The 24,052-nt window shown below is 45.2% G+C and carries 20 protein-coding genes; 4 read left to right on the forward strand and 16 right to left on the reverse strand.

Annotation, left to right across the window (positions count from 1 at the left end; all coding sequences use genetic code 11):
* Positions 1 to 501: 501 nt before the first annotated feature.
* From hslU to sigG, 5 genes are all read right to left on the reverse strand, one after another.
* Positions 502 to 1,926 (reverse strand): ATP-dependent protease ATPase subunit HslU, encoded by a 1,425-nt coding sequence (gene hslU, locus PPRES148_RS09360; RefSeq protein ID WP_149454383.1) that lies wholly within the window; start codon positions 1,924 to 1,926, stop codon positions 502 to 504.
* Complete coding sequence (gene hslV / locus PPRES148_RS09365) at positions 1,898 to 2,458, reverse strand: ATP-dependent protease subunit HslV (protein WP_149454384.1); 561 nt, start codon at positions 2,456 to 2,458, stop codon at positions 1,898 to 1,900. The genes hslU and hslV overlap by 29 nt, the downstream gene beginning before the upstream one ends.
* 349 nt (positions 2,459 to 2,807) lie before the next feature.
* Positions 2,808 to 3,014 (reverse strand): hypothetical protein, encoded by a 207-nt coding sequence (locus PPRES148_RS09370; protein WP_149454385.1) that lies wholly within the window; start codon positions 3,012 to 3,014, stop codon positions 2,808 to 2,810.
* Between the two features lie 1,933 nt (positions 3,015 to 4,947).
* Positions 4,948 to 5,253: a hypothetical protein gene (locus PPRES148_RS09375; protein WP_149454386.1), complete on the reverse strand. Its 306-nt coding sequence runs from the start codon at positions 5,251 to 5,253 to the stop codon at positions 4,948 to 4,950.
* Between the two features lie 2,018 nt (positions 5,254 to 7,271).
* Positions 7,272 to 8,051, reverse strand: a complete 780-nt coding sequence (gene sigG, locus PPRES148_RS09380) for an RNA polymerase sporulation sigma factor SigG (protein WP_149454407.1) — start codon at positions 8,049 to 8,051, stop codon at positions 7,272 to 7,274.
* A gap of 380 nt (positions 8,052 to 8,431) precedes the next feature.
* Between sigG and PPRES148_RS13090 the strand changes: the two genes are divergently transcribed.
* Entirely contained in the window at positions 8,432 to 8,560 is a 129-nt protein-coding gene (locus tag PPRES148_RS13090) for a hypothetical protein (RefSeq protein WP_281290005.1), read from the forward strand.
* Positions 8,561 to 9,341: 781 nt separating this feature from the next.
* Positions 9,342 to 10,538 carry a hypothetical protein gene (locus tag PPRES148_RS09385; RefSeq protein ID WP_149454387.1) on the forward strand — a complete coding sequence of 399 codons (1,197 nt, stop codon included), beginning with the start codon at positions 9,342 to 9,344 and terminating at the stop codon, positions 10,536 to 10,538.
* Between the two features lie 88 nt (positions 10,539 to 10,626).
* Here PPRES148_RS09385 and PPRES148_RS09390 read toward each other — a convergent pair whose 3' ends face one another.
* The 8 genes from PPRES148_RS09390 to PPRES148_RS09420 all read right to left on the reverse strand — a co-directional run bounded on the left by PPRES148_RS09390 (position 10,627) and on the right by PPRES148_RS09420 (position 18,038).
* Entirely contained in the window at positions 10,627 to 10,854 is a 228-nt protein-coding gene (locus PPRES148_RS09390) for a hypothetical protein (RefSeq protein WP_149454388.1), read from the reverse strand.
* A 479-nt stretch (positions 10,855 to 11,333) separates the two neighbouring features.
* Positions 11,334 to 11,654, reverse strand: a complete 321-nt coding sequence (locus PPRES148_RS09395; RefSeq protein WP_149454389.1) for a YlmC/YmxH family sporulation protein — start codon at positions 11,652 to 11,654, stop codon at positions 11,334 to 11,336.
* Positions 11,655 to 11,937: 283 nt separating this feature from the next.
* Positions 11,938 to 12,669, reverse strand: coding sequence for an RNA polymerase sporulation sigma factor SigE (gene sigE, locus PPRES148_RS09400; RefSeq protein ID WP_149454390.1), 732 nt, complete (start codon positions 12,667 to 12,669; stop codon positions 11,938 to 11,940).
* A gap of 26 nt (positions 12,670 to 12,695) precedes the next feature.
* Positions 12,696 to 13,595 carry a sigma-E processing peptidase SpoIIGA gene (locus tag PPRES148_RS09405; RefSeq protein ID WP_223128032.1) on the reverse strand — a complete coding sequence of 300 codons (900 nt, stop codon included), beginning with the start codon at positions 13,593 to 13,595 and terminating at the stop codon, positions 12,696 to 12,698.
* 685 nt (positions 13,596 to 14,280) lie between these two features.
* Positions 14,281 to 14,454, reverse strand: a complete 174-nt coding sequence (locus PPRES148_RS11995; RefSeq protein ID WP_187820938.1) for a hypothetical protein — start codon at positions 14,452 to 14,454, stop codon at positions 14,281 to 14,283.
* Positions 14,455 to 14,576: 122 nt separating this feature from the next.
* Complete coding sequence (gene ftsZ, locus PPRES148_RS09410) at positions 14,577 to 15,752, reverse strand: cell division protein FtsZ (protein ID WP_149454392.1); 1,176 nt, start codon at positions 15,750 to 15,752, stop codon at positions 14,577 to 14,579.
* Positions 15,753 to 15,820: 68 nt separating this feature from the next.
* Positions 15,821 to 17,110: a cell division protein FtsA gene (ftsA, locus tag PPRES148_RS09415; protein WP_149454393.1), complete on the reverse strand. Its 1,290-nt coding sequence runs from the start codon at positions 17,108 to 17,110 to the stop codon at positions 15,821 to 15,823.
* 223 nt (positions 17,111 to 17,333) lie between these two features.
* Complete coding sequence (locus PPRES148_RS09420; protein WP_149454394.1) at positions 17,334 to 18,038, reverse strand: cell division protein FtsQ/DivIB; 705 nt, start codon at positions 18,036 to 18,038, stop codon at positions 17,334 to 17,336.
* A 778-nt stretch (positions 18,039 to 18,816) separates the two neighbouring features.
* Here PPRES148_RS09420 and PPRES148_RS13410 point away from each other — a divergent pair.
* Together PPRES148_RS13410 and PPRES148_RS09430 are read left to right on the forward strand one after the other, a co-directional pair.
* Entirely contained in the window at positions 18,817 to 19,446 is a 630-nt protein-coding gene (locus tag PPRES148_RS13410) for a stage II sporulation protein R (RefSeq protein WP_223128033.1), read from the forward strand.
* 1,140 nt (positions 19,447 to 20,586) lie between these two features.
* Positions 20,587 to 21,531, forward strand: a complete 945-nt coding sequence (locus PPRES148_RS09430; protein ID WP_149454396.1) for a matrixin family metalloprotease — start codon at positions 20,587 to 20,589, stop codon at positions 21,529 to 21,531.
* Between the two features lie 263 nt (positions 21,532 to 21,794).
* Here the strand turns inward: PPRES148_RS09430 and PPRES148_RS12005 are convergent, their stop codons facing one another.
* From PPRES148_RS12005 to PPRES148_RS09440, 3 genes are all read right to left on the reverse strand, one after another.
* Positions 21,795 to 21,953, reverse strand: coding sequence for a hypothetical protein (locus PPRES148_RS12005; protein ID WP_187820940.1), 159 nt, complete (start codon positions 21,951 to 21,953; stop codon positions 21,795 to 21,797).
* 944 nt (positions 21,954 to 22,897) lie between these two features.
* Positions 22,898 to 23,497: a transposase gene (locus PPRES148_RS09435; RefSeq protein ID WP_149454397.1), complete on the reverse strand. Its 600-nt coding sequence runs from the start codon at positions 23,495 to 23,497 to the stop codon at positions 22,898 to 22,900.
* Between the two features lie 118 nt (positions 23,498 to 23,615).
* Positions 23,616 to 23,948 (reverse strand): hypothetical protein, encoded by a 333-nt coding sequence (locus PPRES148_RS09440; RefSeq protein WP_149454398.1) that lies wholly within the window; start codon positions 23,946 to 23,948, stop codon positions 23,616 to 23,618.
* Positions 23,949 to 24,052 lie beyond the last annotated feature (104 nt).

The following is a 24,052-nucleotide window of genomic DNA, read 5'->3' on the forward strand; positions in this document are numbered from 1 at the left end:
CTTATTACCTGATAGGGGGTGAGTTGCCTATCCCCACTCCCGAGACTGAACCCCCAGGTCCGATATGCGGCCAAGATCCCCATTTTAACGAATCGGGATGGTCCAGGCACTAATAGTGAATGGGTAAAAAAAGAGAGGACAAAGTTAGAAAACCAAAACATACGTTTCCTAATTTTAATATAATAAATGTATTTTATATAGTAATCCATGGAGGAAGCACCCAGAATGGGGGGAAATCCCCCCCAAAAACCCTGTTCAGAAATTCACACCCCCAACGGAATACTGCCCTTTTGGCCCTACCGTCCATAGAACAAAATAATTATTGCCAAGATGCCTATAACTTAGGAGGACCAAACCTACTCCTATAAAAAGCATACCAAGGTTCCCCCTTCAGCAGTTCGATAGAACTACGAGAATGGGGGACACCTGACGACATACAGAGAAGAATAAACACATAAACAGGTTTAATTTTTATATATATTAATATTATATATAAAATACCTATAGAACGTAATGACTAATATTCTGATCCCCTGCAACATCCGCCAACCGTTCCCGTACATAATCAGCCGTAATCTCTATTTCCTTGTCCCCCAATTCAGGGGCTTCGAAGGAATAATCCTCCAAGAGACGTTCCAACAGGGTAGACAAACGTCGCGCCCCTATATTTTCCGTATTGCGGTTGACCTGTTCAGCCAAATCAGCTAACTCACAAATGGCCCCCTCTGTAAAATGGATCGATACGCGTTCCGTTTCCAACAACACAGTATATTGCTTTATCAATGCATTTTGTGGTTCCGTAAGGATACGAACAAAATCATCGGCACGTAAATCATGCAATTCCACCCGTATAGGAAATCTACCCTGCAATTCAGGAATTAAATCAGAAGGTTTGACAACGTGAAACGCACCCGCAGCGATAAACAGAATGTGATCTGTTTTGACGGGACCATATTTTGTCATCACTGTGGATCCTTCCACAATAGGCAAAATATCACGCTGTACACCATCACGCGATACGTCAGGACCCTGACGATCCTTGCCTGCAATCTTATCAATCTCATCAAGAAAGATCATACCCAATTGCTCTGTATGATGTAAGGCTTCCCGAACCGTTTGTTCATTGTCAATTAGCTTTTGTCCCTCCTGCTGAATCAGTACCTCACGTGCCTCTCTCACAGGAAGACGCAATTTTTTCGTCCGACGCGGCAAAAAGGTTTGCAACATATCGTACATTTGCGTACCCCAGAGGTCCCCACTAAAACCGGCCAACAGATCGGGCATGGGTACCACAGGGGAAGTATCCTCTACATCAATTTCCACAATCTCCCCCTCCAATTCCCCAGCCAACAAGGGTTTTTTCTTTTGTTCCCTGGCCTCTCGTATTTCCTCTTCCTGTATCTGCTTTTCATCATCATCCACCGATTCAGAGGGGGAACCCCCAAAAAACAAGGACGCAAAGGGATTTGTACCCTCCTTGGGCGACTTATCAGGAACCAATAAGGTTAGAAGCTTATCCTCCACAAGTTTGCTAGCCTCCTCCCTCACAGCCTTCATTCTCTCCACCCTTATCATCCGGATGGAAATCTCCACCAAATCACGGATCATCGACTCCACATCACGTCCTACATAACCTACCTCGGTGAACTTTGTTGCCTCGACCTTAAGGAAGGGTGCTCGAACAAGATGTGCCAAACGACGCGCAATTTCCGTTTTTCCTACCCCAGTAGGTCCAATCATCAAAATATTTTTAGGAGTCACCTCCTCCTGCCATTCCGTTTGCAATTGCGAACGGCGATATCGATTCCTTAAGGCAATAGCCACCGATCTCTTCGCAGCCGCCTGCCCTACAATATACTGATCCAACTGATTTACGATTTCCCGTGGCGTCCAAGTATCAGCGCTCGATAGTTCCCTTGTTGCCATTGTCAACCTCCTCTACCACAATCGAATCATTGGTATAAACGCAAATAGAACTGGCAAGCAGTAATGCTTCCTTTGCCATAACGGATGCCTCCAATTGCCCTGCATATCGTTTCAAGGCCCGTGCTGCCACCATTGCGTATCCACCACCCGAACCAATCGCCAATACGTCATCATCAGGTTTAATTACCTCCCCACCCCCGGAAACCAGAAGCATATCCTCACTATCCATCGCAATCAACATGGCCTCCAAACGACGCAACGCACGATCAGAACGCCATTTTTTTGCTAAATGAACAGCGGAGCGGAGTAGGTGCCCCTGATGCTGTTCCAACTGCACCTCAAATGTTTCAAATAAAGTGAACGCATCAGCTACCGAACCAGCAAATCCAGCCACCACACGATTCTTATGCAACCTACGTACCTTGTTAGCCTGATGCTTTAGAATTAGCTGCTCACTAAAGGTGACCTGGCCATCCCCCGCCATCGCCCCGCGGCCTTTATGACGCACCGCGCAGATTGTTGTCCCCCTCATACGAAGTTCCTTACCCCCCATCTAGTTATATTTATTTATGTAAAAATAAACTACATAACAATTCCCTATGTACATAAATCCTAAACCCCATATCCTGTACCCCAATTCTCTAACTGATTTTATTATAAAAATTACCTGTATTCTGATTCTAAGATATTATTGCTGTCGGGGAGGTCTGACATCTCAACCAACCCTCCCACAGAACCACATGCACTATTCTCACATTATGCGGCCCCCAATTGGTTCCATAGGATTTGGCCCATTCGGAACCCACCAGTCCAGTGTTACGTTTCCTGTATCCCCCCGCTTGTGTTCTGTATTGTGCGTGGGCTAACCCCGGCTGGACCATTCAACCCCTTCGCCCCGTCCATATCACAAGGGTTTCATCACTACTATGGATTGATTCGACCCTGTTCTCAGGGTTATTTTCCTCTGTACACCGGATGCTGCCAGAACGATAGATGATTCGCATTCCCCATGGCTTCACCCCAAGGATAGGTCCCTTGTTCCGACATCGACTGAGCTTTTCGATGCTTCCCCCACTAATTCGCCTCACAAATCCCCCTAACTTACAACGAACAGGAATCCTTCACCCCGCCTTTTCCCAGGATGATCACCACCATTACTCTTTACAACAGCAGCTCGGGTCGATCCAAAACCTGAGTACCACCTGCCGATTTTTGGGGGACTCCCCCATCCCTTAATTAGAAAACGACACGACACTTGGTGATAGGAATGTCCCTTTGGGAATCCGATAATCCTCCAAAATCTGTCCCCTGAATCCTATTCTCATTACAAGGATCCCCCCGTTACTACAGACAAATCCGCCCCTGTGCGCGGCAACAGACACTGGGTTGCCCACAGCGGAAGGATCCGTTCCTACCAATTCCCCCGCTGGAATGCCCTGACATCATCCATCATACTATCCTGCCCAGCAGCTCAGGTCCCATGTCCCCACACAATTCCCTGCTTCGAACACTGACTCTAATCAATGACATTCAGCTACCTGTTCCACACGACAGGTTCTTTTGTTCCATTGCCATACGTAGAACTTGCACGGGACCCACGCTAGAGGGAGCGGACCCTCCCATCATCATTTTTGACATCAACTATGATTTAGGTTTTCCTCCGTCACTTCCCCCACCGTGCCATGCTACACCACGGTTCTGTCATGAACTATTCTTTTCAATATGAAATCGACCCGTTCACTCCCGATTTCCCTCAACCACCATCAGACGAAGCTATGGTCCCGCTTCTTTCTAAACCACCCACCACCAGGATGTTTCCAGCCCAGCAGCATCCAGCCTTTTACCTACCATCCAGTTCCTGAGAAACCCATCACAACCCTCATCGCTTATACAGCTTACGGAACAGCCATAGATAGTGCAAAAACGAGGCTATCCTCCCCCCGTATTTACCTATTTTTATTTTTATAATTTATATGATTATGTATGGTAAAATGCAAAACGTTATAGTTGACAAGGGTGATTCACTATTATAATCTGCACCAGCACAATTCCGTAAAAAATACTTTATTACTAATCATTTATTATATATAAATTACAAAAAAATATATCGGTATATGATAGAACCAATAGGAATATCCACGAACAATCCTATCCGGGCGAGAAAAGACCTCGACACAATCAATCCGATAATTCTAACCAATAATTCTAAAAATTACACCCAAAGGAATGTGCAGCGGTAATACGGAAGGGACCTGGGAATCGAGGTTTCATCAACATATGCCAACAATGGAGGGAAGGTACTATCCCACATAATAGGGAGAAATCAGATGCCATCCCCCATACTGTACTCGCGAAACTACCCGCGGTTACTCCCATAACAGACCAGGATCTCGAGGGTTGTTATGTGGGCCCCAGATCTAGTGTGCTATCCCACCCAGGGCTTTGGACCAGATTCAGGGTTCAAAACATCATCAAATGACCTCTTTCCCAATTCTGAATTCTCAAGATGGATTGGGTAAAAACCCACTTTCTTTCCGTAATGGATCTCCGGACCTTAATGATTACAGAATAGGGGAAACCAGAGGGAGTCCTATTTTTTTATGATTCATAATCAAAAGGGAAATCGAATCCGCATACCTGTATTGCAATATTTGGGCAACCCCTCTGTCCTGGATGTGAATTCTGGAACAAAGTTTTTAGGGGGGATTTCCTCCCCCATCTTTAGAAATTCCTTCATTGATTCATATTAACAATATTTTTATTATATTACAAAATAAAAATACATTTGGGCCCTGACCTTATCCCACCTCGGTTGCATCCCAAATACGGTGTCATCCTCAAAAATAGGTAATTTTAGGTTCCTTATCCTTGCCCACGAATCACACCCCGAGGGTATTTTCTAACCAATGATATTTTTAATGAAGAATATAAATTATAAAATTCACGATAACTACAATCGCATATAATTAGGTAAAAAGGAAAATACAAACCGGATATATAGCATTATTATTAATTATATTATTATATAATTAGCCAGCCATTCGCATGGTTTTCTCCTGTTGCTTTTCGCCTATGTTTTAAAACCCAGGGTTGGATGACAGCGAACCCTTTCGGTGAAACAATTGATTTCCCCATTCCATTACTCCGTAATGTGGGTGGTACGATGAGCCACGCAATCGTTCCCATTTTTGGCAAAGGTGAATCATAATTGGGTCCTCCCGGGACATCCCCATTGAAACTGCATAGGACTTTCCTTAGACGTGAGGGACCAAAGGCACCATAGTAGTCAGCCCAGCCCCTTACTATTGGATGGGACCTTTCCGTCATCTCATGCAATTCCCTACCTCACATGCTCCTTTATTTCCTTCCCCCGCTTAGCCATCCCTCTTCTTCGATTTGCAGAGTTTCCTACCCAACCCACCACATCCAAGGAAGACTTCCACAAGCGGCATCCGCGGGAATCAGAGACAAAGCGGGAACGAGTTGGTTACCTTACGAACTATCCCCCATTGTGGATATTCTGGGGGTCGTCCCTTCCCCCACCTGGTTTCGGGATTTCCACCCTCCTAACCCTAGGCAAAAAATAAAACTCTGCATCCACTCGGTCCCACCATTACGCTCAACCCAGAACCATGCATCCAATATTCCCCGATATTTCCCCTGGACGGATTACAATCCGATATTGCTTAATCCAACCTACAATCATCCCCTTATTTCAAATTATTTCAAATGGTGCGTTAGCTGAACCGGGATGGACATTCAACCCCTCTGCTCCACCCCCATGACAAGGGTTTCAACACTACTTGGGTTTTGATTCGACCCCATTCACAGGTTCCCCTTGAAGGGTACTCTCTTCCTAGCCCTTTTTTACACCTGGGCGGTTAGATCAAATATCCGAATCCCCCGTGGTTCCCTATGGGGTCCCCCCTATGCGCCGGATACCGCCAGACGCCAGAACAGTAGGTAGTATAGTTCACCCCCCACTCCGTTCCTAAGGATAGGTTTCCCTATTTCGACATCGACTACGCCTCTCGACGCCTTCCCCAATGGGTTTGCCTTACTGATCTTCCTGACTCATACCGGACAGGAATCTTTCGTCCTGCTCTTTCCCGGAACGCTCACCGTCTTTGCTCCTTACAACGATAACCCTGGGCCCCGTTTGAAACCTGCGACGGTTTTCAGGAGGCCCCCTATATCCCTCATAGGGCGCGACGTGACACACAAAACTACAAGTGGGTTGTGCTCCCTAACGCTATCCTACAGTCCTCGTTAGGATGGATCCTCCCCTCGCCCCGCCCCCATGACAAGGGTTTCATCAGTGCCACTATGGAATGATCCAATTTCGTACCCGGAGAGCCCTCGGTTAGCTTTGGCTTTTATCACCGCCTTGGCCATGCCAGGCATCTGTGCGACATCGAGTAGATCCAGTATTTCAACCGCGAACCCCTCTCACGGAACCGGACCCAACACTCTCGTGTGATCCGGCCCCTTCTCTCACCCCGCAAAATCAACGGTGCACAACGTGTGTCCACTATGATGGTTGTGTGGACTGCAGGATCGGTGTGATTCCTCGTTTTCCACTTGATCTTTCCAGACCCAGTCCGGTCAACCCCTTGGCCCATTACGGAGCTTCCCTAGCTACTGCGAATCAATCCGCCCCCGTGTGCAGGGCTCCCCACCGATATCCCTTGGCTTTTACGTCCTGGCAACAATCAGCCACTAGGCGTCTATATGCACGACAGGTTCCCAAGTTGCACGGAAAAGCCTGGGTTGAGTTCATTTCATCTGTACACCGCACGTTGCTAGGGAAGGAAAATAGGTTCCCCGACTTGGTCCCAGGATAGGAATCCTTTTACCCTCTGGTTTCGACATGAATGGCCCGTTTCGATGCATCATCGACCGGTTCGCTTATGCTAATCGCCCATCGGACAAAGTCATGCCCCGCCTTTTCCTAAACCGTTCACTACCGGGATTTTTCCACACCAGCAGCGTTAGATGATGAAAAATCTGCCTACCTACCAGCCGGGCCCCGAAAGACCCATTTCATCGCTTATACACTTGCCGAACGCACATCGGGGCGGGGAACCTTGTCCTCCTTTTTCCCGAATCGGCCACAAACCAAGGCATTCCACCCCGATAACACAAACCAAATGGTTTGTAACCCACCACCTGGCACCCGATTACAAAGAACCAAACAACTCCGTCCCTTGAACAATTTTTTGGCACACCGTCCCGCAACCGGACCCCTTTATCATCCATATTCCCGTTTACAACTATGGGGAGATAGGGAACAACAAAACGGTTCCATCCCCCCAAAAAGGAGGATTACCCTAGTGGAATCCTCCTTAGTGGTGAACAAACTTGTACATTTGATGAATAGCCGCCTTTTCCAAACGAGAAACTTGGGCTTGGGATATTCCAATTTCTTCCGCTACTTCCATCTGGGTTTTGCCCTCAAAGAAACGCATCGACAGAATGGTTTGTTCACGCCCATTGAGCTGCCGCATAGCTTCTTTCAACGCCAACGTTTCCACCCACTGAACGTCTTTGATTTTATCATCACTCAATTGATCCAACACAAAGATGGGATCACCCCCATCTTGATAGACCGGTTCAAAGAGAGAAATGGGATCCTGGATAGCATCAAGAGCAAAAACAACCTCCTCCTTTCCCACCTCTAGTGCAACCGAAATTTCCGCTACTGTCGGCTCACGCCCATGGAGATTCATCAATGTATCCCTCATCTGCAGGGCCTTATAGGCAATATCCCGCAGGGAGCGGGAAACCCGAATGGGATTATTATCCCGTAAATAACGACGTATCTCCCCAATGATCATCGGCACGGCATAGGTAGAAAAGCGGACATTCTGGCTCAAATCAAAATTATCAATGGCCTTCATAAGCCCTATACAACCCACCTGAAATAAATCATCTACAGACTCACCCCGATTGTGAAAACGTTGAATCACACTGAGAACAAGCCGCAGATTTCCGTGCACCAATTTTTGCCGGGCCCAAATCTCCCCTGACTGCAGTTGAGTGAAGAGAAGCCGCATTTCCTGGTTCTTGAGCACTGGCAGCATGGAGGTATCCACACCACAGATCTCAACCTTATTTCGCACGATAACCTCTTCGCCCCCGCAAACAAAAATTTGATACCGCACAGTATACCCAGGGGGAGCAAACATCATAATGTAATTTCAAATGAAAATGCATGGTAACAATAAATAAATATTTTTTTAATTTATTATTATAAATAACTACCCTTTGCTCCAGGAGGACCGAAAATCCCTTTCTTCATTAACTGTGAAAGAACTACCCCTATCCGGGATTCGTGGAATGGACCCGATATCACACCCGATTCCCCCACAGAACTATACGTAATACCCCCGCATCATATGGTTCTTCTCATTCATGGTTTGTGTGCGGGAAACAGGTTGTCTGTACATGTTTGTTATGGGCGGCTTCGGTATATGGTTTATTTTCCTGGTAGCGTAAGCGAGGATTGCCTATCCCTTTCCCTGGAGCCGCTCAGGTTGGGTTGTTATTGTATGCACAGAGAGCGGGTGCTATCGATGGTCCTATTGACTTGGAAAGTACCAACCATGAGGTTGGGTTCATGTTGCGGGTGTAAGCCCATAGCATCGGGAAATTCCTGCAGGAGGATCACTAGTTTATTTTCGTATGTAAGAAACGTCCTTTTTATCATCATCTTTCACCATATCCCCTAATAACGTTGGTCTATAGCTGCTGTGAATTCCCTGTTGCCCAAGCTTGTCGTAAGGAAGGGGGAAGGGCGTGTGATCTCTCATGTTTTGAATGATGTGAAAGTGATCGAAGACAGGGGGTTATGCTGTCCCAAATATCTCTTTCACGATATTTTCGTATGCCGAAGCGCGATCCATGTACACTGCCTCTACTCCTGATGTCAACGCAGGTAATCTAGTGATAATTCCCCCTTAAGTTCTCTTCAACTCCCTTCTATTCCCCTAATATGACCCCTTGGTATAATGAACCTTGGAGAATACCTAAAATCATCTATTTTTTTGGGGATACTGTGTTTAGAACGCAACCATCCTTACATATCATAGTATTTGAAAAATTTAATATGAAATAGTATAATAAATGCATGGTATTGAAGATAAAACCTGTAACCTACGCCTGTTGAACCTGGATCAGAGTTAATAAAATCCAGAGTTTACCTTTGGATTGGGGTACGTAGTAAAGGGAATTTTGATCGCAGGCCTATAGAATGTTTCATAAGGAATTCGTTAACATCTTTATCCACCCCCAATACGACACTAATTAGGAGGAACGATGTGTTTATTAAAAAATTTAAAAAAATATCATCCATATTTTTTATCAGCTCTTTACCCCTGTTTTCTGTAATATTATTAAATAATAATGTGTGTTCCATGAGAAAATCTAATCATTCTAGCCCATCCCATAAAGATAGCGATGACTCTAGCCCTGCCAGCCCATCCCATAAAGATAGCGATGACTCTAGCCCTGCCAGCCCATACTATGAAGATCTCAGTGACCCTGATATTCCAGGACCATCTAATGAAAGTAGGGAGGAACGGATAAAGAGACAAAAAAGGGAACATGATAAGCAATACAGAGAGAAAAATAAGGAACGTAATAAGCAATACAGAGAGAAAAATAAGGAACGCAAGAGGGAATATGATAAGCTATACTACGGTAAAAATAAAGAACGCATAGGGGAGTATAAGAAGGAATATTGCGATAAAAATAAGGAACGCAAGAAGGAATATGATAAGCAATACTACGATAAAAATAAGGAACACATAGGGGAATATAAGAAGAAACACAAGGGGAGGGAGAAAGGAAAGATCAAAATGAACACCGGGGCCGGAACGTTCTATCAAAAAGAACGGTTACAACCCAACATCCCACCAATGCAGCAGCAGGCACGCCCTAACATCCCACCAATGCAGCAGCAGGCACGCCCCAACATCTCACCAATGCAGCAGCAGGCACGTCCCAACATCCCACCAATGCAGCAACAGGCACGCCCTAACATCCCACCAATACAGCAGCAGGCACGCCCTAACATCCCACCAATACAGCAGCAGGCACGCCCCAACATCCCACCAATGCAGCAGCAGGTACGTCCCAACATCCCACCAATGCAGCAGCAGGCACGTCCCAACATCCCACCAATGCAGCAGCAGGCACGTCCCAACATCCCACCAATACAGCAGCAGGCACGCCCCAACATCCCACCAATGCAGCAGCAGGCACGTCCCAACATCCCACCAATACAGCAGCAGGCACGCCCCAACATCCCACCAATGCAGCAACCACTCGCAGAACGAGTAAATAGGGAACTAGATGCATATATAGCACGGGATCGCCAACGACATCAGCAACCACCAACTTCCACCGCCTCCGCCGGAATACAACATCAGCAGCAACCATCAACTTCCTCCCATAATGGTCGTCTTATGTTGCCACAACGACGACAAATGTTGCCACCCATTGAAATTCGGGAACTCCTAGGCAATCTAGGTGGTAACCAAGGTAGTCATCAGCCATCATCGCTGAGGACACCACCGCCGCCGCCCCATAGTCACAGTCATCATCGCTAAGATCACATCGTTTTGGGCCGTGGTTCTAATGTACTCATACGTGATGGTAGGTGGCGTGGTGTTGTAATCCAGTTGGGTGCCCACCTCGCTAAAATTTCCGTAGAGGGATCCCACATAAGGGTAGGTACTGGCTTGTTCCCTCGTTCGTTTGGCTCTGACCACGGCCCGATAAGGTTGGACGGGCATTGTCTACCTCTGGGAAATCGCCTTGGGCAAGTGATCTCTGCCGACCTAAGCGGATCAACCACCAGCCACCCTTTACTACCCTAGTCACAGGGATTCTCATCGCTACTACGACCCGTTCCCCCATGCACACAGGATGTATTGTTCCCTGCCCTCTCTTAACGGAACACTAACTTAAGGTGTTCCGTTGGGTTCCTAATCTGCTCTGGAGGACCTATAAATCGAATTCGTTCCCCCTGTGTCCATCGGCATTTACCCTCCTTTCACATATCAACCAAGCAGTAGGATGGGGACCCTATCTCCTATAGCTCTGTCCCTGAGAGGTGGTGAACCCTCATCCCCTGATTGGACAACATGAACTGCACCTCTTCGATAGGTCCTACAGTGGATTCCCCTGCATTGATATCCTCGATTCTCATCCTACGGATACTATATCCTCTCCATTCCTTAACTGCTTCACTACCTAAACATCACAGCAACACTAGAGTGGTTGGGAAGCCCATGTCCACTTACCAGCTAGTTCCAGATCATCCTCCACCATCCCCTTTTGCACCCAGCCTAGTGTACACCCTCAGGGACATAACCCCAAAGGTAAACCCCCACAATGGATGCTCAATCTGTTCCCCCCTTCCCCCTGTGACGATGAATCGGAAGGGGACGTATGGCAGAGTGATCCACACCAGCCACCGAATCCCCTCGATCAGGATCCAAACGAACCAAGATTACATCCGAGCCCACCTGCTCGATCTGCTGCCATGGGATCACCAGGGGTGAACCCGCCATCCGCAAACCAAACCAACGCATAGCACCCGGTACTACCAAAGCCTGCACACGACCACTGGGTAAAAGCAACTCCACGTCACACACCTGCCCCAAAATGCTTCCATCCGCCACATTGACTACATCTTTGGTCTGCAGGTCAGAAACTCGCATTGCTTTCTCCCCATTCAATCCCATAAATTCAACCCCAATTGTTCTCCATCATCCATTCCCCACCCAGAATAAACCCCTCCTTTACCATTCCCCTGTCCCTTATAAACCCCTCCAAGGAAGGAGCACCCCCATCGCGAACAGGGGGGTTATCACCCTTGTGTCTCCGTCTGGCCCCACATACTGAATTTACGGCTGTCCCTATCCCTATGTATCCGTATATGTTGATATTATTATTTCAATACTTATTTTATTTAAACTATTCATAACCAATCATCCCGTCTCCCTAATGCAGACCGCCCATCTTATTGAATTCCTTACGCAAACGTCGAATGATCTTCTTTTCTAGACGAGAAATGTAGGACTGAGAAATCCCCAACAGATCCGCTACGTCCTTCTGTGTTTTCTCCTCCCCCCCTCCCAAACCAAAACGGAGGATCACAATCTTGCGTTCGCGATCAGAAAGTGTATTAAGGGCCATGCGCAACACCTGCTTATCCACCTGGTCCTCGATATCTCGATAGATCGTATCATTCTCCGTACCCAAGACATCAGAAAGCAACAACTCATTACCATCCCAATCAATGTTTAAGGGTTCATCGAAGGAAACCTCGGAACGAATTTTGTTATTACGACGCAGAAACATCAGAATCTCGTTCTCAATACATCTCGAAGCATACGTGGCTAGCTTTATTTTCTTACTAGGGTCAAAGGTATTGACGGCCTTGATCAGCCCAATCGTACCTGTTGAAACGAGATCCTCAATATGGATACCCGTATTTTCAAATTTACGCGCTATATACACAACCAACCGCAGATTCCGTTCAATCAAAAGCGACCGCACCAGGGAAACCCCAGAAGGCAATTGGGCTAGTAATTCCTCTTCTTCCTCGCGTTTGAGGGGCGGTGGGAGGGTCTCACTACCTCCAATATAATGCACCTCGCGAACCGTGCCCCGCGCGTACACAAGCCACCTCAAGAGAACAACCTGGAAAAACCTTCGCCACTTTTCCACCATGCAATATCGTCCCCCTATGCGGAAGATTAATCCCGTTCCATCAATACAGATGGTGGGAGAATTGCCTGGTACGTACCATCCGAAGCTAGGTGCGTCCTATCCATTCCTATGAGCACATTCGACACATTATACCAACGACCATCCTTCTGGATCCCCACACTCTCGGGCACCACGGCAACCATCCACTGTATCCCATGCCCAACGGTACGATAGGGGATCCAACGAAGAGAACCGTTCCCTAGATCACCTGTACCCGACCAAGGACGGGAATCCACCGGACTATCAATAGCAGATCGCAATGTAGCCGGCAAATGATCCCTCCACAAATGAGCCTCCATAATCAAAACAGGAACGCGAGAAAGGGGATCCAAGAGACGGTTACCGGTATCAAGAAAACCCGTACAATGAACCGTACAACCCAAAATTCGGACACGCAGGGGAAACAACCATGTCCGCAAACTTTGCACCTCACGTAGGGAGGAAAGAAAACGACGACCATACCATCCAACAAGGGGAAAAAGGATTAGTATCGCCAACCAAGCCCCAAACGATCCATACGGGGAAGTTGTTTCCGCATCGGTTACCTGTGGGAGGGAAGCATAATGGATAGCCATCCCTATTCCAAAAATAACAAAACAAATCAAATAAAAAAGAGCCAGAGCAAAACCATACCCAACCCATGACATCCGTCCAAATGCCAAACAAACCATGCCTAAGGAGACCAATACCTTCCCTGTTAAACTGTAGGAACCGGAAATCCCCAACCCAAAACAGGGGATCGTATACACTCCCCCCAGCAAAGCTGCCCCCAGTAGACGATAGCAACTCCATTGGCCCGGCCGTGGTGACAGGGTTACAATAATCCATAGGAGACCCATATCGAAAACCATGTTCATGAAAAACACCAAATCGGCATAAACGACCAAACGATACGCCCCCCCACCTGCGTTATCATCCATCGTATTGCCGCAACTATACTCATTGATTATATTATTAATATTAATTTAATTATATTTTCAATACAAATATTTGTAATTTAACAATAAATATTTTAATAAATACAGTACCTTTATAAATATTTAGCATATAATAAACTCACCATAGAGGAACCCTACAGGATTCCCCTATGGTGGAATGTGAAGAAAAACATGCACCATATTCAGTCCATATCGGCATAAACGACCGAACGATACGCCCCCACCTGCGTTACCATCCATCGTTATTGCCGCAACTATACTCATTAATTATATTATTAATATTAATTTAATTATATTTTCAATACAAATATTTGTAATTTAACAATAAATATTTTAATAAATACAGTACCTTTATAAATATTTAGCATATAATAACAATTCCCCATGGAAGACCTTGCGTATTCCCCTACGGGGAATTGTGAAGAAAACACGCGCTATACCCAAGTCCGCGGTTCCGAATCCCATCCCTGTCGGGAAGAGAGGCCGCACCATGAAAAAAAAAATCTACGAAGGACACAAACAGCCGATTACTCTTTATCATCCTAGGTTTCCTACTAGCCAATGTATTTTATTTGTCATCCAAAAACCATAACGAACCACCACAAATTCCACCACCAAAACCTATCACCGAAAGCTACCCACCCTCCCGAATGATAGCATACGAACAAGTAAGGGAATACGCACGCAGGAACCCCTGTTGCACAAGGGAAACGGATATCCCCCCCGCTATCCCCAAGAAACCATCCCCGCAGCTTCCACAAAGAATCACCCCTATTGGTTCCCTATGCTTACCAGATTCGCCCCCCATTCATTGTACCTCTTCACTTCCTCATAAATGGGGGGAGGGAATAATGAAGGGGGACCGATGAACCCACCTCCTTGGGGAATCCGGAAAGGGATCCGCCTATCCAGAAAAATGGATAGGCGGATTCATCTATTTCTGTTGCCATATTTGTTTCGCAAAAAAGTGGGTACTTCAAGTACCTTACTATCATAGTCAGGATAATCACGTTGTGACGAAGACAAGGACTCCGCTGTAGCCACACGTTCCGTTGGCCGGCCACTGGGATTGAAATCATCACCTGTCGTCGAACGCAATTCGCGTTGGAAAAGGGGCTTTGTCTTTGATTTTGATAGGTTACCTTCCTGATGTTTCTGGTCAAAACCCGTGGCGATAACCGTAACGGAGATTTCATCCTTAAGATCCTCATCAATAACGGCACCAAAAATCATATTCACCTCAGGTGCTGCCGCCGCAGAAACCACCTCAGCTGCCTCGTGAACCTCGTAAAGGCTCGTATTGGGACCGCCACGTATATTCATCAAAACACCCCGTGCACCATTGATCGAGGTCTCTAGGAGCGGGCTGCAAGTAGCCTTCTTTGCCGCCTCAACCGCACGATTTTCCCCTGACGCAGAACCTATACCCATCAGAGCCGAGCCACGCTCTGTCATGATGGTGCGCACATCAGCGAAATCGAGATTGATGAGCCCCTTCTCCGTAATCAAATCCGAGATCCCCTGTACCGCCTGGCATAAAACATTATCGGCCTCGCAAAAAGCTTCTACCATAGGAGTATTCTTATCAATGATTTCTAATAATCGATCATTGCGAATCACAATCAGTGTATCCACATTATCCTTTAGTTGGGATACACCCTGATCAGCCTGCGCAGAACGCTTCTTCCCCTCGAAGGTAAAGGGTTTCGTCACAACGCCTACCGTTAAAATACCCAGCTCACGAGCCAGGGTAGCTATTTCCGGCGCCGCACCCGTTCCTGTCCCCCCTCCCATACCTGCAGTTACAAAAACCATATCGGCACCCTGCAACACGCTCTGCAACTGCTCCCGGCTTTCCTCCGCAGCCTTCTTACCAACCTCGGGTTTTGCGCCGGCACCCAAACCCTTGGTCAATTTTTCACCAATCTGAACACGATGGGTGGCCTTCGAGGCATTGAGTGCCTGAGCATCCGTGTTGGTACAAATGAACTCTACACCCTGCACACCGCTTTCAATCATCCGATCAACTGCATTGCTCCCTCCGCCGCCCACGCCAATCACCTTGATACATGCAATCCGCTCTGGGTCTAGCATAAGATTGAGCATCCCTAGGTTCCCCCCTTGTTTTCATGAGTTGTCCTGTTGCGAAAAGGACAAAACGGGTTGGATACGGGTTACATGAACTCGCTCAACCAATTGCGTACACGCCGTAATGGTGAATTACGCTGCTGTTTATTAGGTTCTGTATATTTTGTCAATAGAGACTTCTGCGAACCCCCAACCGCCACGACCGGATCCTGGCGAATATCTGTCCACAGCTCGGGGTATCTCTGCAACCAATACACCATGCTGACACAACCTAAACGGGACGAATTCTGCGAGCCCGCCCCCGGTGGCACGGCAATCCGTACTGTAGTCCCCAACTGCCGTTGGGCCGTATGGGCAACATGAGACAGGGCAGCCCCCCCGCCCGTGATCACGCAACCCCCAGGTGGATTCGGACAAAAACCTAGCCCCTGCACGTGCTCCCGAATCAGCTGAAAGGTTTCCTCCATCCGAGGCTCCACAATACGGGCCAGATCCTGCAGTGTCACCTTTTGATCTTCCTCTGCCCCCTCAGACCTAACAAAAAAGAAATCCTTATGGGAAGCATACTCACGACTAGAGACAGCATACTTACGTTTGATTTCCTCCGCCACCCCAGAGGATACCCGCAGACCAATCGCTATATCATTGGTTACGTACTCTGCCCCCAAGGGTAACACAGCCACGGCCGCCAAGTGACCCCGTTCAAAAATCGTAACAGTTGTCACCCCACCACCCAAATTGATCAGGAGCACCCCCTGGAAACGCTCCTCCTCCGTCAGACAAAACGCCCCCTCCGCTAAGGGGAAAAAAATTCCACCCCGCACCCTAAGGCCGGCCCTTTCTACACACCGAAATAAATTCTGCATTTTTTGTTTGGAAGCGGTTACCAATAAAGCATCGACCTCTAAACGAACACCCATCATACCATGGGGCGACTCTATCTCATCCAATCCATCCACAATGAATTGCTTCGGCTGCACACTAAGAATAGTTCGCTCCGGAGGGAGGGCGACAACCTCGGCTGCCCTGAGAACACGATCCACATCGTCCGCTGTAATCTCCTGACCCTCGTTGCCAACCCCTACCACACCATGACTATCCAACAATGTGATTTGAGCGGTATGAACTCCTACATAAACGCTCTGTGGGCGAATCCCGATTTGGGCCGATACATCATCGCAAGCCCTTCCGATAGAATCAACCACCTGATCTACATTCACAATCGCACCACGTTTTACGCCCTGCGCTGGCACTGCACCTACACCCAAAATTCTTTCTACCCGGTTTTCCACTGTCTCCGCCACTATAACCCGAACTTGCGAGGATCCAATGTCCAGGCCTGCTAACACATCTGTCGAGCCCACACCTGTAGACACCTCCCTGTTACCAACAACCCACTAGTGATACACCATGAACAGATTTTCTTCCCCACACTATCCCACTTACGGATTTATTTCCCTCCATAACAATCAACCCAACAATGCAAAGAAAACGCCCTCAAATGCCCTATTTCAACCCTTCCCGCAAATGGCCCATGAACAGGGCAACCATTCCTCCCCCCAGTAGCTCACAATTTCCAAACTAGGTGGGTTTAACCCCTTAGGAGCGGGGGGAAAACCAGATAGCATCCAATAAATAAATAGTACCTGGTGGATGTTGACGAAAATGGGCATAATACCAGGGCAGTCTGATAGCCAAATCCGATAAGCGCACGATTACCTTATGGGGGGGAATGACAAGCTTGACCCCCCCGAGCCAACGAGTGGATGTAACCCTCGCCACCCTCTCTCGTAGGACAGTCGGCAATTTTGCTAACTGTTGGGCAATGTCCCTAGGAAGAAGAGATGATTCCTGTTCTTTTGGTTCCCAAATAGGGCCCGGGGGTTTATCCATCCGATGCGGAAGCCAACGTCCTCCCGATGTCAGAGGGATAAACCCACCCTCCACATAGCGCGAGGCCACAATAGGTCTTTCTCGAACCCATATGTACAGCCGGCCCAACCAACGCCACTCAAGCCGAGCGTCCGCAATCTCATCATGCCGTAAAAGACGCTGTTTCGCCTGTTCTTCGTCGATCTCCCATACCATCATACCCGGCGATACCCCAGCCTGTGTAAGAATGGCCCCCTTCGATATGTTCTCGGCCCCCTCTACATCCACCTCCCCCACATAAAGGAGAGGCGATCGGATTGCCAACGCCATCACCATGGCTAATAATCCAGCCGCAAGCACCAATTTTGCCTGTAAGGACAATAACCGTTGCTCCCTTTGGGGGGTAGGAAAAACGGGGATCCTCCCTGCCAAGACCGATCCGTCCCTTCTCTACTACAAACCAGACCCATACACCTTCTGTACCCATGATTCGAGAATCTATTACCCTACAGCAATTTTCTCAAAGTCCACCACTACCTCCATAGTACCATAAAATTCACTCCACAAGGGCGCATTAGGCCGCAATTTAACCATTATCAATCCAGAAACCTCCCCATCCATCGTTTCCATTTTGTAGATACCATGAAACGAGTTACCCTCTGGGGTCTAAAAAATGAGAGCAATCCTTCTTCCCAATCCTCCTTTGAACCCCCACAAATCCCACTGAACCACCCTATTGTCGTGGAAAACACAAAAAAACAATCGGTAGGAACACATCTCTTAAGAAAAATATAATTATTATTTTTTAAAATAAATCAAAACATTATCATGATCACTGAAAATAATTATAGATCGATATTAAAAAAATGATTCCTATACATCGCTTGGAATTCCCTATCACTCACCCTGTCCTTCAACGTAGGGACTCTATAAAGCCACACATAATTTCTTCCAGCACCCTTTTTTGTTGGAAAAACGGAATATCATCCTAACGGAATGGGCCATACTGGGTGATAGATGGGGGATGCCTTACCAAGAGGAAATGGGGCGAGGACGGGTAGGGAAAGTCATCTTACCCACCCGATAGAAACAGAATAAAATGAGAATTTTTACATTACAATACAGGAACCGTTTCCGCGAGGAAAAAATTCCTGTCCACACCCTATCCCTGAAAGAACCCCACCCCGAGAGGAGAGAAACTGCAAAGTCAATGATAAAAAGGAAAATCACCCTATGGATAGGTTTTTTTATAACCATCTTCTCTTGCTTGTTCTCTAGATATCAAAATCTTTGGGCTAACCATCCCGAAAAACCCATTTGCATACAAATTCTGGCCCATAGCAACAGTGAAAGAGATCAATGGGTCAAACAACAAGTAAAGAACCATTTATTAACTAAGCTGGGGCAACTCCCCCTACATACCACAGCAAAAACGCATTGGATCCTCTACCGACATCTGGGCCTGTGGAAATTAGAAATCGAAGAATTGCTTAGAAAATATGGATTTATCTACCCTATACAAATCACATTAGGACCGATATCCCAGCCGGCAAAACAACTCGGAAATCTGCAGTACCCGGCCGGAATTCGTGAAACCCTGTTGATAAGATTGGGTTCGGGGAAGGGGGAGAATTTCTTCTGTGTTCTTTTTCCCCCTTTATGTGGCCTCAACCCTCAAGTCTATCGCGAACCCGAAAAAGTAGAATGTCGTTGCTGGATCTGCGAAAAATTTAATAAATTATGGGATCAGTGGAGAAATGGAACAGAATCTTCATTCAAACCCTTCGCTACAATCCGAAATAGGCATTATAATACGGATAAAATATACAAAAAACTATAATTTAATTAAATTTGTGTATTGTAAATATATAAAATGGTGTTAGTGCTGGAATTAAAAACCAGTTGATTTGGTTTTTTCCAAGTATTAACTGTATTTAAAAATAAAATGTATTGATTTCTAATAATAATGAATAGTGTGGGTGCTCATTGTTTACCTCCCCCTGAATTTATTGTTTTATGCTGATCAATATTCCTCCGGAGGTAGGGGGCATGAGTCATCCCCTTTTTACATAATAACAATAACCTTCATTCCCTTTCACTGTAGATAGTGTAATCGTGCCTTATTTGTTGATCGGATCGCTTTGTTTGTGGTAAGAGAATAGGGTTCCGCCCTGTCCGTAATGTTGACAAAATTACGGATTTTTGTTGCTTTTGTACCTCCCATGAACAGAGTGGATCTTATGCAGTGGAACACATAATGTTCGTCCTCCGCACAGGGTTATAGTAAAAATTTTATAAAAATTCATATTAAATAAGGTACATCCCCCCGAAGATACAAAAGCAGGAACAGTAACATAATAAAATGTCATTATGTTACTAATTACTTTATTCAAAGGCGAGACTAGATTCATAGATAGGACATTACTCACAAGAAATTACACGGTCCCATATAGTACACGCATAGATCCCGGGGGAGTAAAATTTAGGCAGTGCACAGAGATTTGGGATCGTCTATTGAGTAGGAATACTGATAAATAAAAAATGCTTTAATAAAAAAATATTTATAAATATATAAATAAAATTAGGGGATTACATAAATAAATTCAAAACGATTTATTGATAATATGAAAACAGATATGTTATTATAAATATAAATAATAAATAAAGAAGATTGAAATGTAATTTTATATCCCCATTCAAAAATATACTCTAAAGTCTTTACTAATTATTTTTTGTGAATATGAATGGCAAAGCAGAATGGATCAAGGGTATGGAATAATACTGTCCGATCGTCTTGACATGCCCCCAAGTTGTTATATTTTCCGTAATGAAATCCTATTTACTAATCAATACATGCGATAAAGACTCTTGTTTAGTAAATTGGGTATGTTCAATTTCAAAAAACAGAATTAAAAATAAGTTTATTATATTATAAGACTATGGGGGTAAAAACAGATGAGATAAGAGGGGGTTTTTCATTATGAATTATAAACGACAACACTTTATTATTGCCTTAACCGCAAACCTTTCATTTTTCATGGCAGCCCTCCCCCCAGTAACGGCACAGGAAAACAAGGGGGGATCAGTAAATAACCCTGTAGGTAAGGACAACCCTACGAACCTAGGGGAAAAAAATACCCAGAACAAGAAGAATAGTACCAAGGATAGTACCAAGAATAGTACTAAGAATAGTACCAAGGATAGTACTAAGGATAGTACTAAGGACAGTGCTAAGGATAGTACCAAGGATAGTACCATAAAAGATCAGCAAACCAGCGAAAAAACTGTTCGTAGCATAATATATGTTGATGATGATTACCGTAAGGAGAACCCAAACTGGAAACAGACGGCCCAAGAGGATATTCATGCTGGTGCAGATGTCACTCTCGGAAAAATAGGGAAAAAACTTGAAATTCTGGATGTTAAACCCTATGACGGAATTTTTGTATCTATACCAGGATCTGCTCCGAAGGAGAATCAGAAAAAAGATGCTCTCACTAGACTATGGAGCATTTCCCCCAGCGCTAGGGATTCCAACAAACCCAACCATAATCCCGAAAACATAACAATCAAGTATGGTCTCGGGACGTTGAAGAAAGATGCGAATACTAAGGGTTTTATCCGTGGGGGACGCACCGACCAACATGAACTAGGGGCAGCCGCCCCCCTTAACTCCATCATTTGGGATACAAAGGAACCTAGAATTGTGGCACATGAAACAGGTCATGCCTTCGGTCTAAGTCACGATGAAAAAAATAATAAAAATATCATGTATCCTTATATTAGTGAATCCGAAATCACCAACTTTGACAAAACCCAAATTGAAACAATGAAGAAGCATGCGGAGGAAACTGTGGACCATCCAAACTCTCCTGACACCAGGTCACAAAAAAACAACAAGTCCACTAAGCAAAACCGATATTAGATCACAAATCCGACTCAGAGCGCACATGTGAAGGGACTATGAATCTGATGGTGCTGGTGCGTGAATTAAAAATCAGTTGGTTTGGTTTTTTCTATATTAATTATATTTAAAAAATAATATGTATTGATTTATAATAATTAATTAATGGTGTGGGTGCTCATGGTTTCCTTCCTTTGGGATTATTATTTGTTGCTGATCAATATTCTACCAAAGGTAAGGGGCATGAGTCATCCCCTTTTTACATAATAATGCTTCATTCCTTTTCACTGTAGATAGTGTAATCGTGCCTTATTTGTTGATCGGATCGCTTTGTTTATGGTAAGGGAATAAGGTTCCGCCCTATCCGTAATGTTGACAACATTACGGATTTTTGTTGTTTTTGTACTTCCCGTGAACAGAATGGATCTTATGCAGTGGAGCACATAATGTTCGTCCTCCACACAGGGTTACAGTAAATTTTATAAAAATTAATATTAAATAAGGTACATACCCCCGAAGATACAAAAGCAGGAACAGTAACATAATAAAATGTCATTATGTTACTAATTACTTTACTAAAAGGCGAGACTAGATTCATAGATAGAACATTCCTCATAATAAATTGCACGGTACCATATAATACGCGCATAGATACCGGAGGAATAAAATTTAGGCAGTGCACAGAGATTTGGGATCGTCTATTGAGTGGGAATACTGATGAATAACAAATGCTTTAATAAAAAAATATTTATAAATATATAAATAAAATGAAAATATTACAGGAATAAATTCAAAACGATTTATTGATAATACGGGAATGAATATGGTATTATAAATATAAATAATAAATATAGGATATTAAGAGGTAATTTTATATCCCCTTTCAAAAATATACTCTAAAGTCTTTACTAATATTTTTTATGAATATGAATGGCAATGCGGAATGGGTCAAGGGTATGGAATAATACTGGCCGATCGTCTTGACATACCCCCAAGTTGTTATATTTTCCGTAATGAAATCCTATTTACTAATCAATACATGGTGCTGGTGTGCGAATTAAAAATCAGTTGATTTGGTTTTTTCTGATATTAATTGTATTTAAAAATAGTATGTATTTATTTCTAATAGTAAATTAATTGATTCTGTATAATATGTATAGACGATTTTTAATGTAAATAATAAATTGAATAGTATGAATGATTTGGGCCGGATACAATGAAACGTAACGCTTATGGTTAGATTTCTACTATAACCATGGGAACTTGGTTTTTGAATCCATATTTGTGGAAAGGAATGCCCTATTCCGTACATCTTAGCACGACAAATAGACCAGCCTATAGTGCCGGTTATTTTATGAATATTTTTAATTATGAGGTATATTAATCACTATATTGCATCCCTCCTTCTTATTCTTATAAATTTTACTATATATTCGGAGACTTGGGATGTGTTATACGCTACACACTTTGCGAACATTGTCAACCTAGCTCTCCGTTCACCACGCACCTTAAGTCGGCGGGCGCCATAGGCATTTTTGAGTGCGGAGCAAACGCCCTCAATGGCCGCACGACGATTCCCTGCTTCTCTGTATTTGGGTTGCTCCAATTGATCCCTTTGCTTTGCCGCTGAGTACGTTCGGTCGGTCAATCTTACGGTTCTTCCCCCCGTTTTGTTGGGTTTGCCAATGCACTGATCCGCAAAGGGGCACTTCTTGCAATCCTCCCTGTTGAAATAAGCCACACTGGTCCCGCTCCCTGGTTTTCCCCCTGGTTTGTACCGGCTGTTCTCGGGTTCCTTGTTTGCCGCGCATCGTGTAATTTCCTTTGTTCTTTTGTCTCGCACAAACGTGCTTGCCCTCAATTGATTGGGGTTCTCCCTTTGGCCCGTCATATTGGTGAAACATAGGGAAATACCCTTTGATTGGGCCAGCTCGCTGATCTCATGGCCTGTAGTACCCTCCATCGGCACACAACTGCATTCCATCATGGGGAACCCATGTTTCTATGTACTCCTTCGCAAAGGTCGTATCTGGATGCAGGGAACCTCTCAGATCAAAGAAGGAAATCAGGCTTATTCCCTTCTCTCCATCACGATCCTCTACGATCTAGCCGGAATATCCCCAACATTCCTGTTTGTTCCTCTTCCTGTACTGAGCATCAGGATCATAAGGGCTTTGTAGACTACCAGAACGCACCTTGGGGAGCATCCTGAGATTTCCTTGTTCATCCTCCTCCGTCTGTTCCCAGATCACCCTTTCCAGCAATGCATACTCCTTGGTTGATCTGATTTCGTCATATTCGGAGGTGTAGTTCCTTATAGCCAAGCAAACTCCAACTAGCTCCGCAGTCCTATGATCCCTTGCTGTTACTCCTTTTTTGGGGGGAGAGGAGGCTGATGGCCCAATGATTGCTGACAATCGATGTCTGTTTGTTTGCATCCCTTTTCCAAAAAGACCCCCCACTCCGCGGGGAGGGGAATTTGAAGTTCAGCCGAGATACAAACCACATTTTTTGCCACCAGATCGATCACTTCATTACGGGT

This window comes from Pasteuria penetrans (assembly GCF_900538055.1).
Taxonomy (GTDB): Bacteria; Bacillota; Bacilli; order Thermoactinomycetales; family Thermoactinomycetaceae; genus Pasteuria; species Pasteuria penetrans.

What these genes read in the sequence shown, in the direction of transcription:
- PPRES148_RS09375 (WP_149454386.1), bottom strand. Translation starts at nt 5,253, where the DNA reads ATGACGGAAAGGTCCCATCCAATAGTAAGGGGCTGGGCTGACTACTAT.
- hslU (WP_149454383.1), bottom strand. Translation starts at nt 1,926, where the DNA reads ATGGCAACAAGGGAACTATCGAGCGCTGATACTTGGACGCCACGGGAA.
- PPRES148_RS11995 (WP_187820938.1), bottom strand. Translation starts at nt 14,454, where the DNA reads ATGGGGGGCGAATCTGGTAAGCATAGGGAACCAATAGGGGTGATTCTT.
- PPRES148_RS09395 (WP_149454389.1), bottom strand. Translation starts at nt 11,654, where the DNA reads ATGCGAGTTTCTGACCTGCAGACCAAAGATGTAGTCAATGTGGCGGAT.
- PPRES148_RS09440 (WP_149454398.1), bottom strand. Translation starts at nt 23,948, where the DNA reads ATGCAAACAAACAGACATCGATTGTCAGCAATCATTGGGCCATCAGCC.
- PPRES148_RS13410 (WP_223128033.1), top strand. Translation starts at nt 18,817, where the DNA reads ATGATAAAAAGGAAAATCACCCTATGGATAGGTTTTTTTATAACCATC.
- PPRES148_RS09435 (WP_149454397.1), bottom strand. Translation starts at nt 23,497, where the DNA reads ATGATGGAATGCAGTTGTGTGCCGATGGAGGGTACTACAGGCCATGAG.
- PPRES148_RS09430 (WP_149454396.1), top strand. Translation starts at nt 20,587, where the DNA reads ATGAATTATAAACGACAACACTTTATTATTGCCTTAACCGCAAACCTT.
- PPRES148_RS09385 (WP_149454387.1), top strand. Translation starts at nt 9,342, where the DNA reads ATGAGAAAATCTAATCATTCTAGCCCATCCCATAAAGATAGCGATGAC.
- sigE (WP_149454390.1), bottom strand. Translation starts at nt 12,669, where the DNA reads ATGGTGGAAAAGTGGCGAAGGTTTTTCCAGGTTGTTCTCTTGAGGTGG.
- hslV (WP_149454384.1), bottom strand. Translation starts at nt 2,458, where the DNA reads ATGAGGGGGACAACAATCTGCGCGGTGCGTCATAAAGGCCGCGGGGCG.
- ftsZ (WP_149454392.1), bottom strand. Translation starts at nt 15,752, where the DNA reads ATGCTCAATCTTATGCTAGACCCAGAGCGGATTGCATGTATCAAGGTG.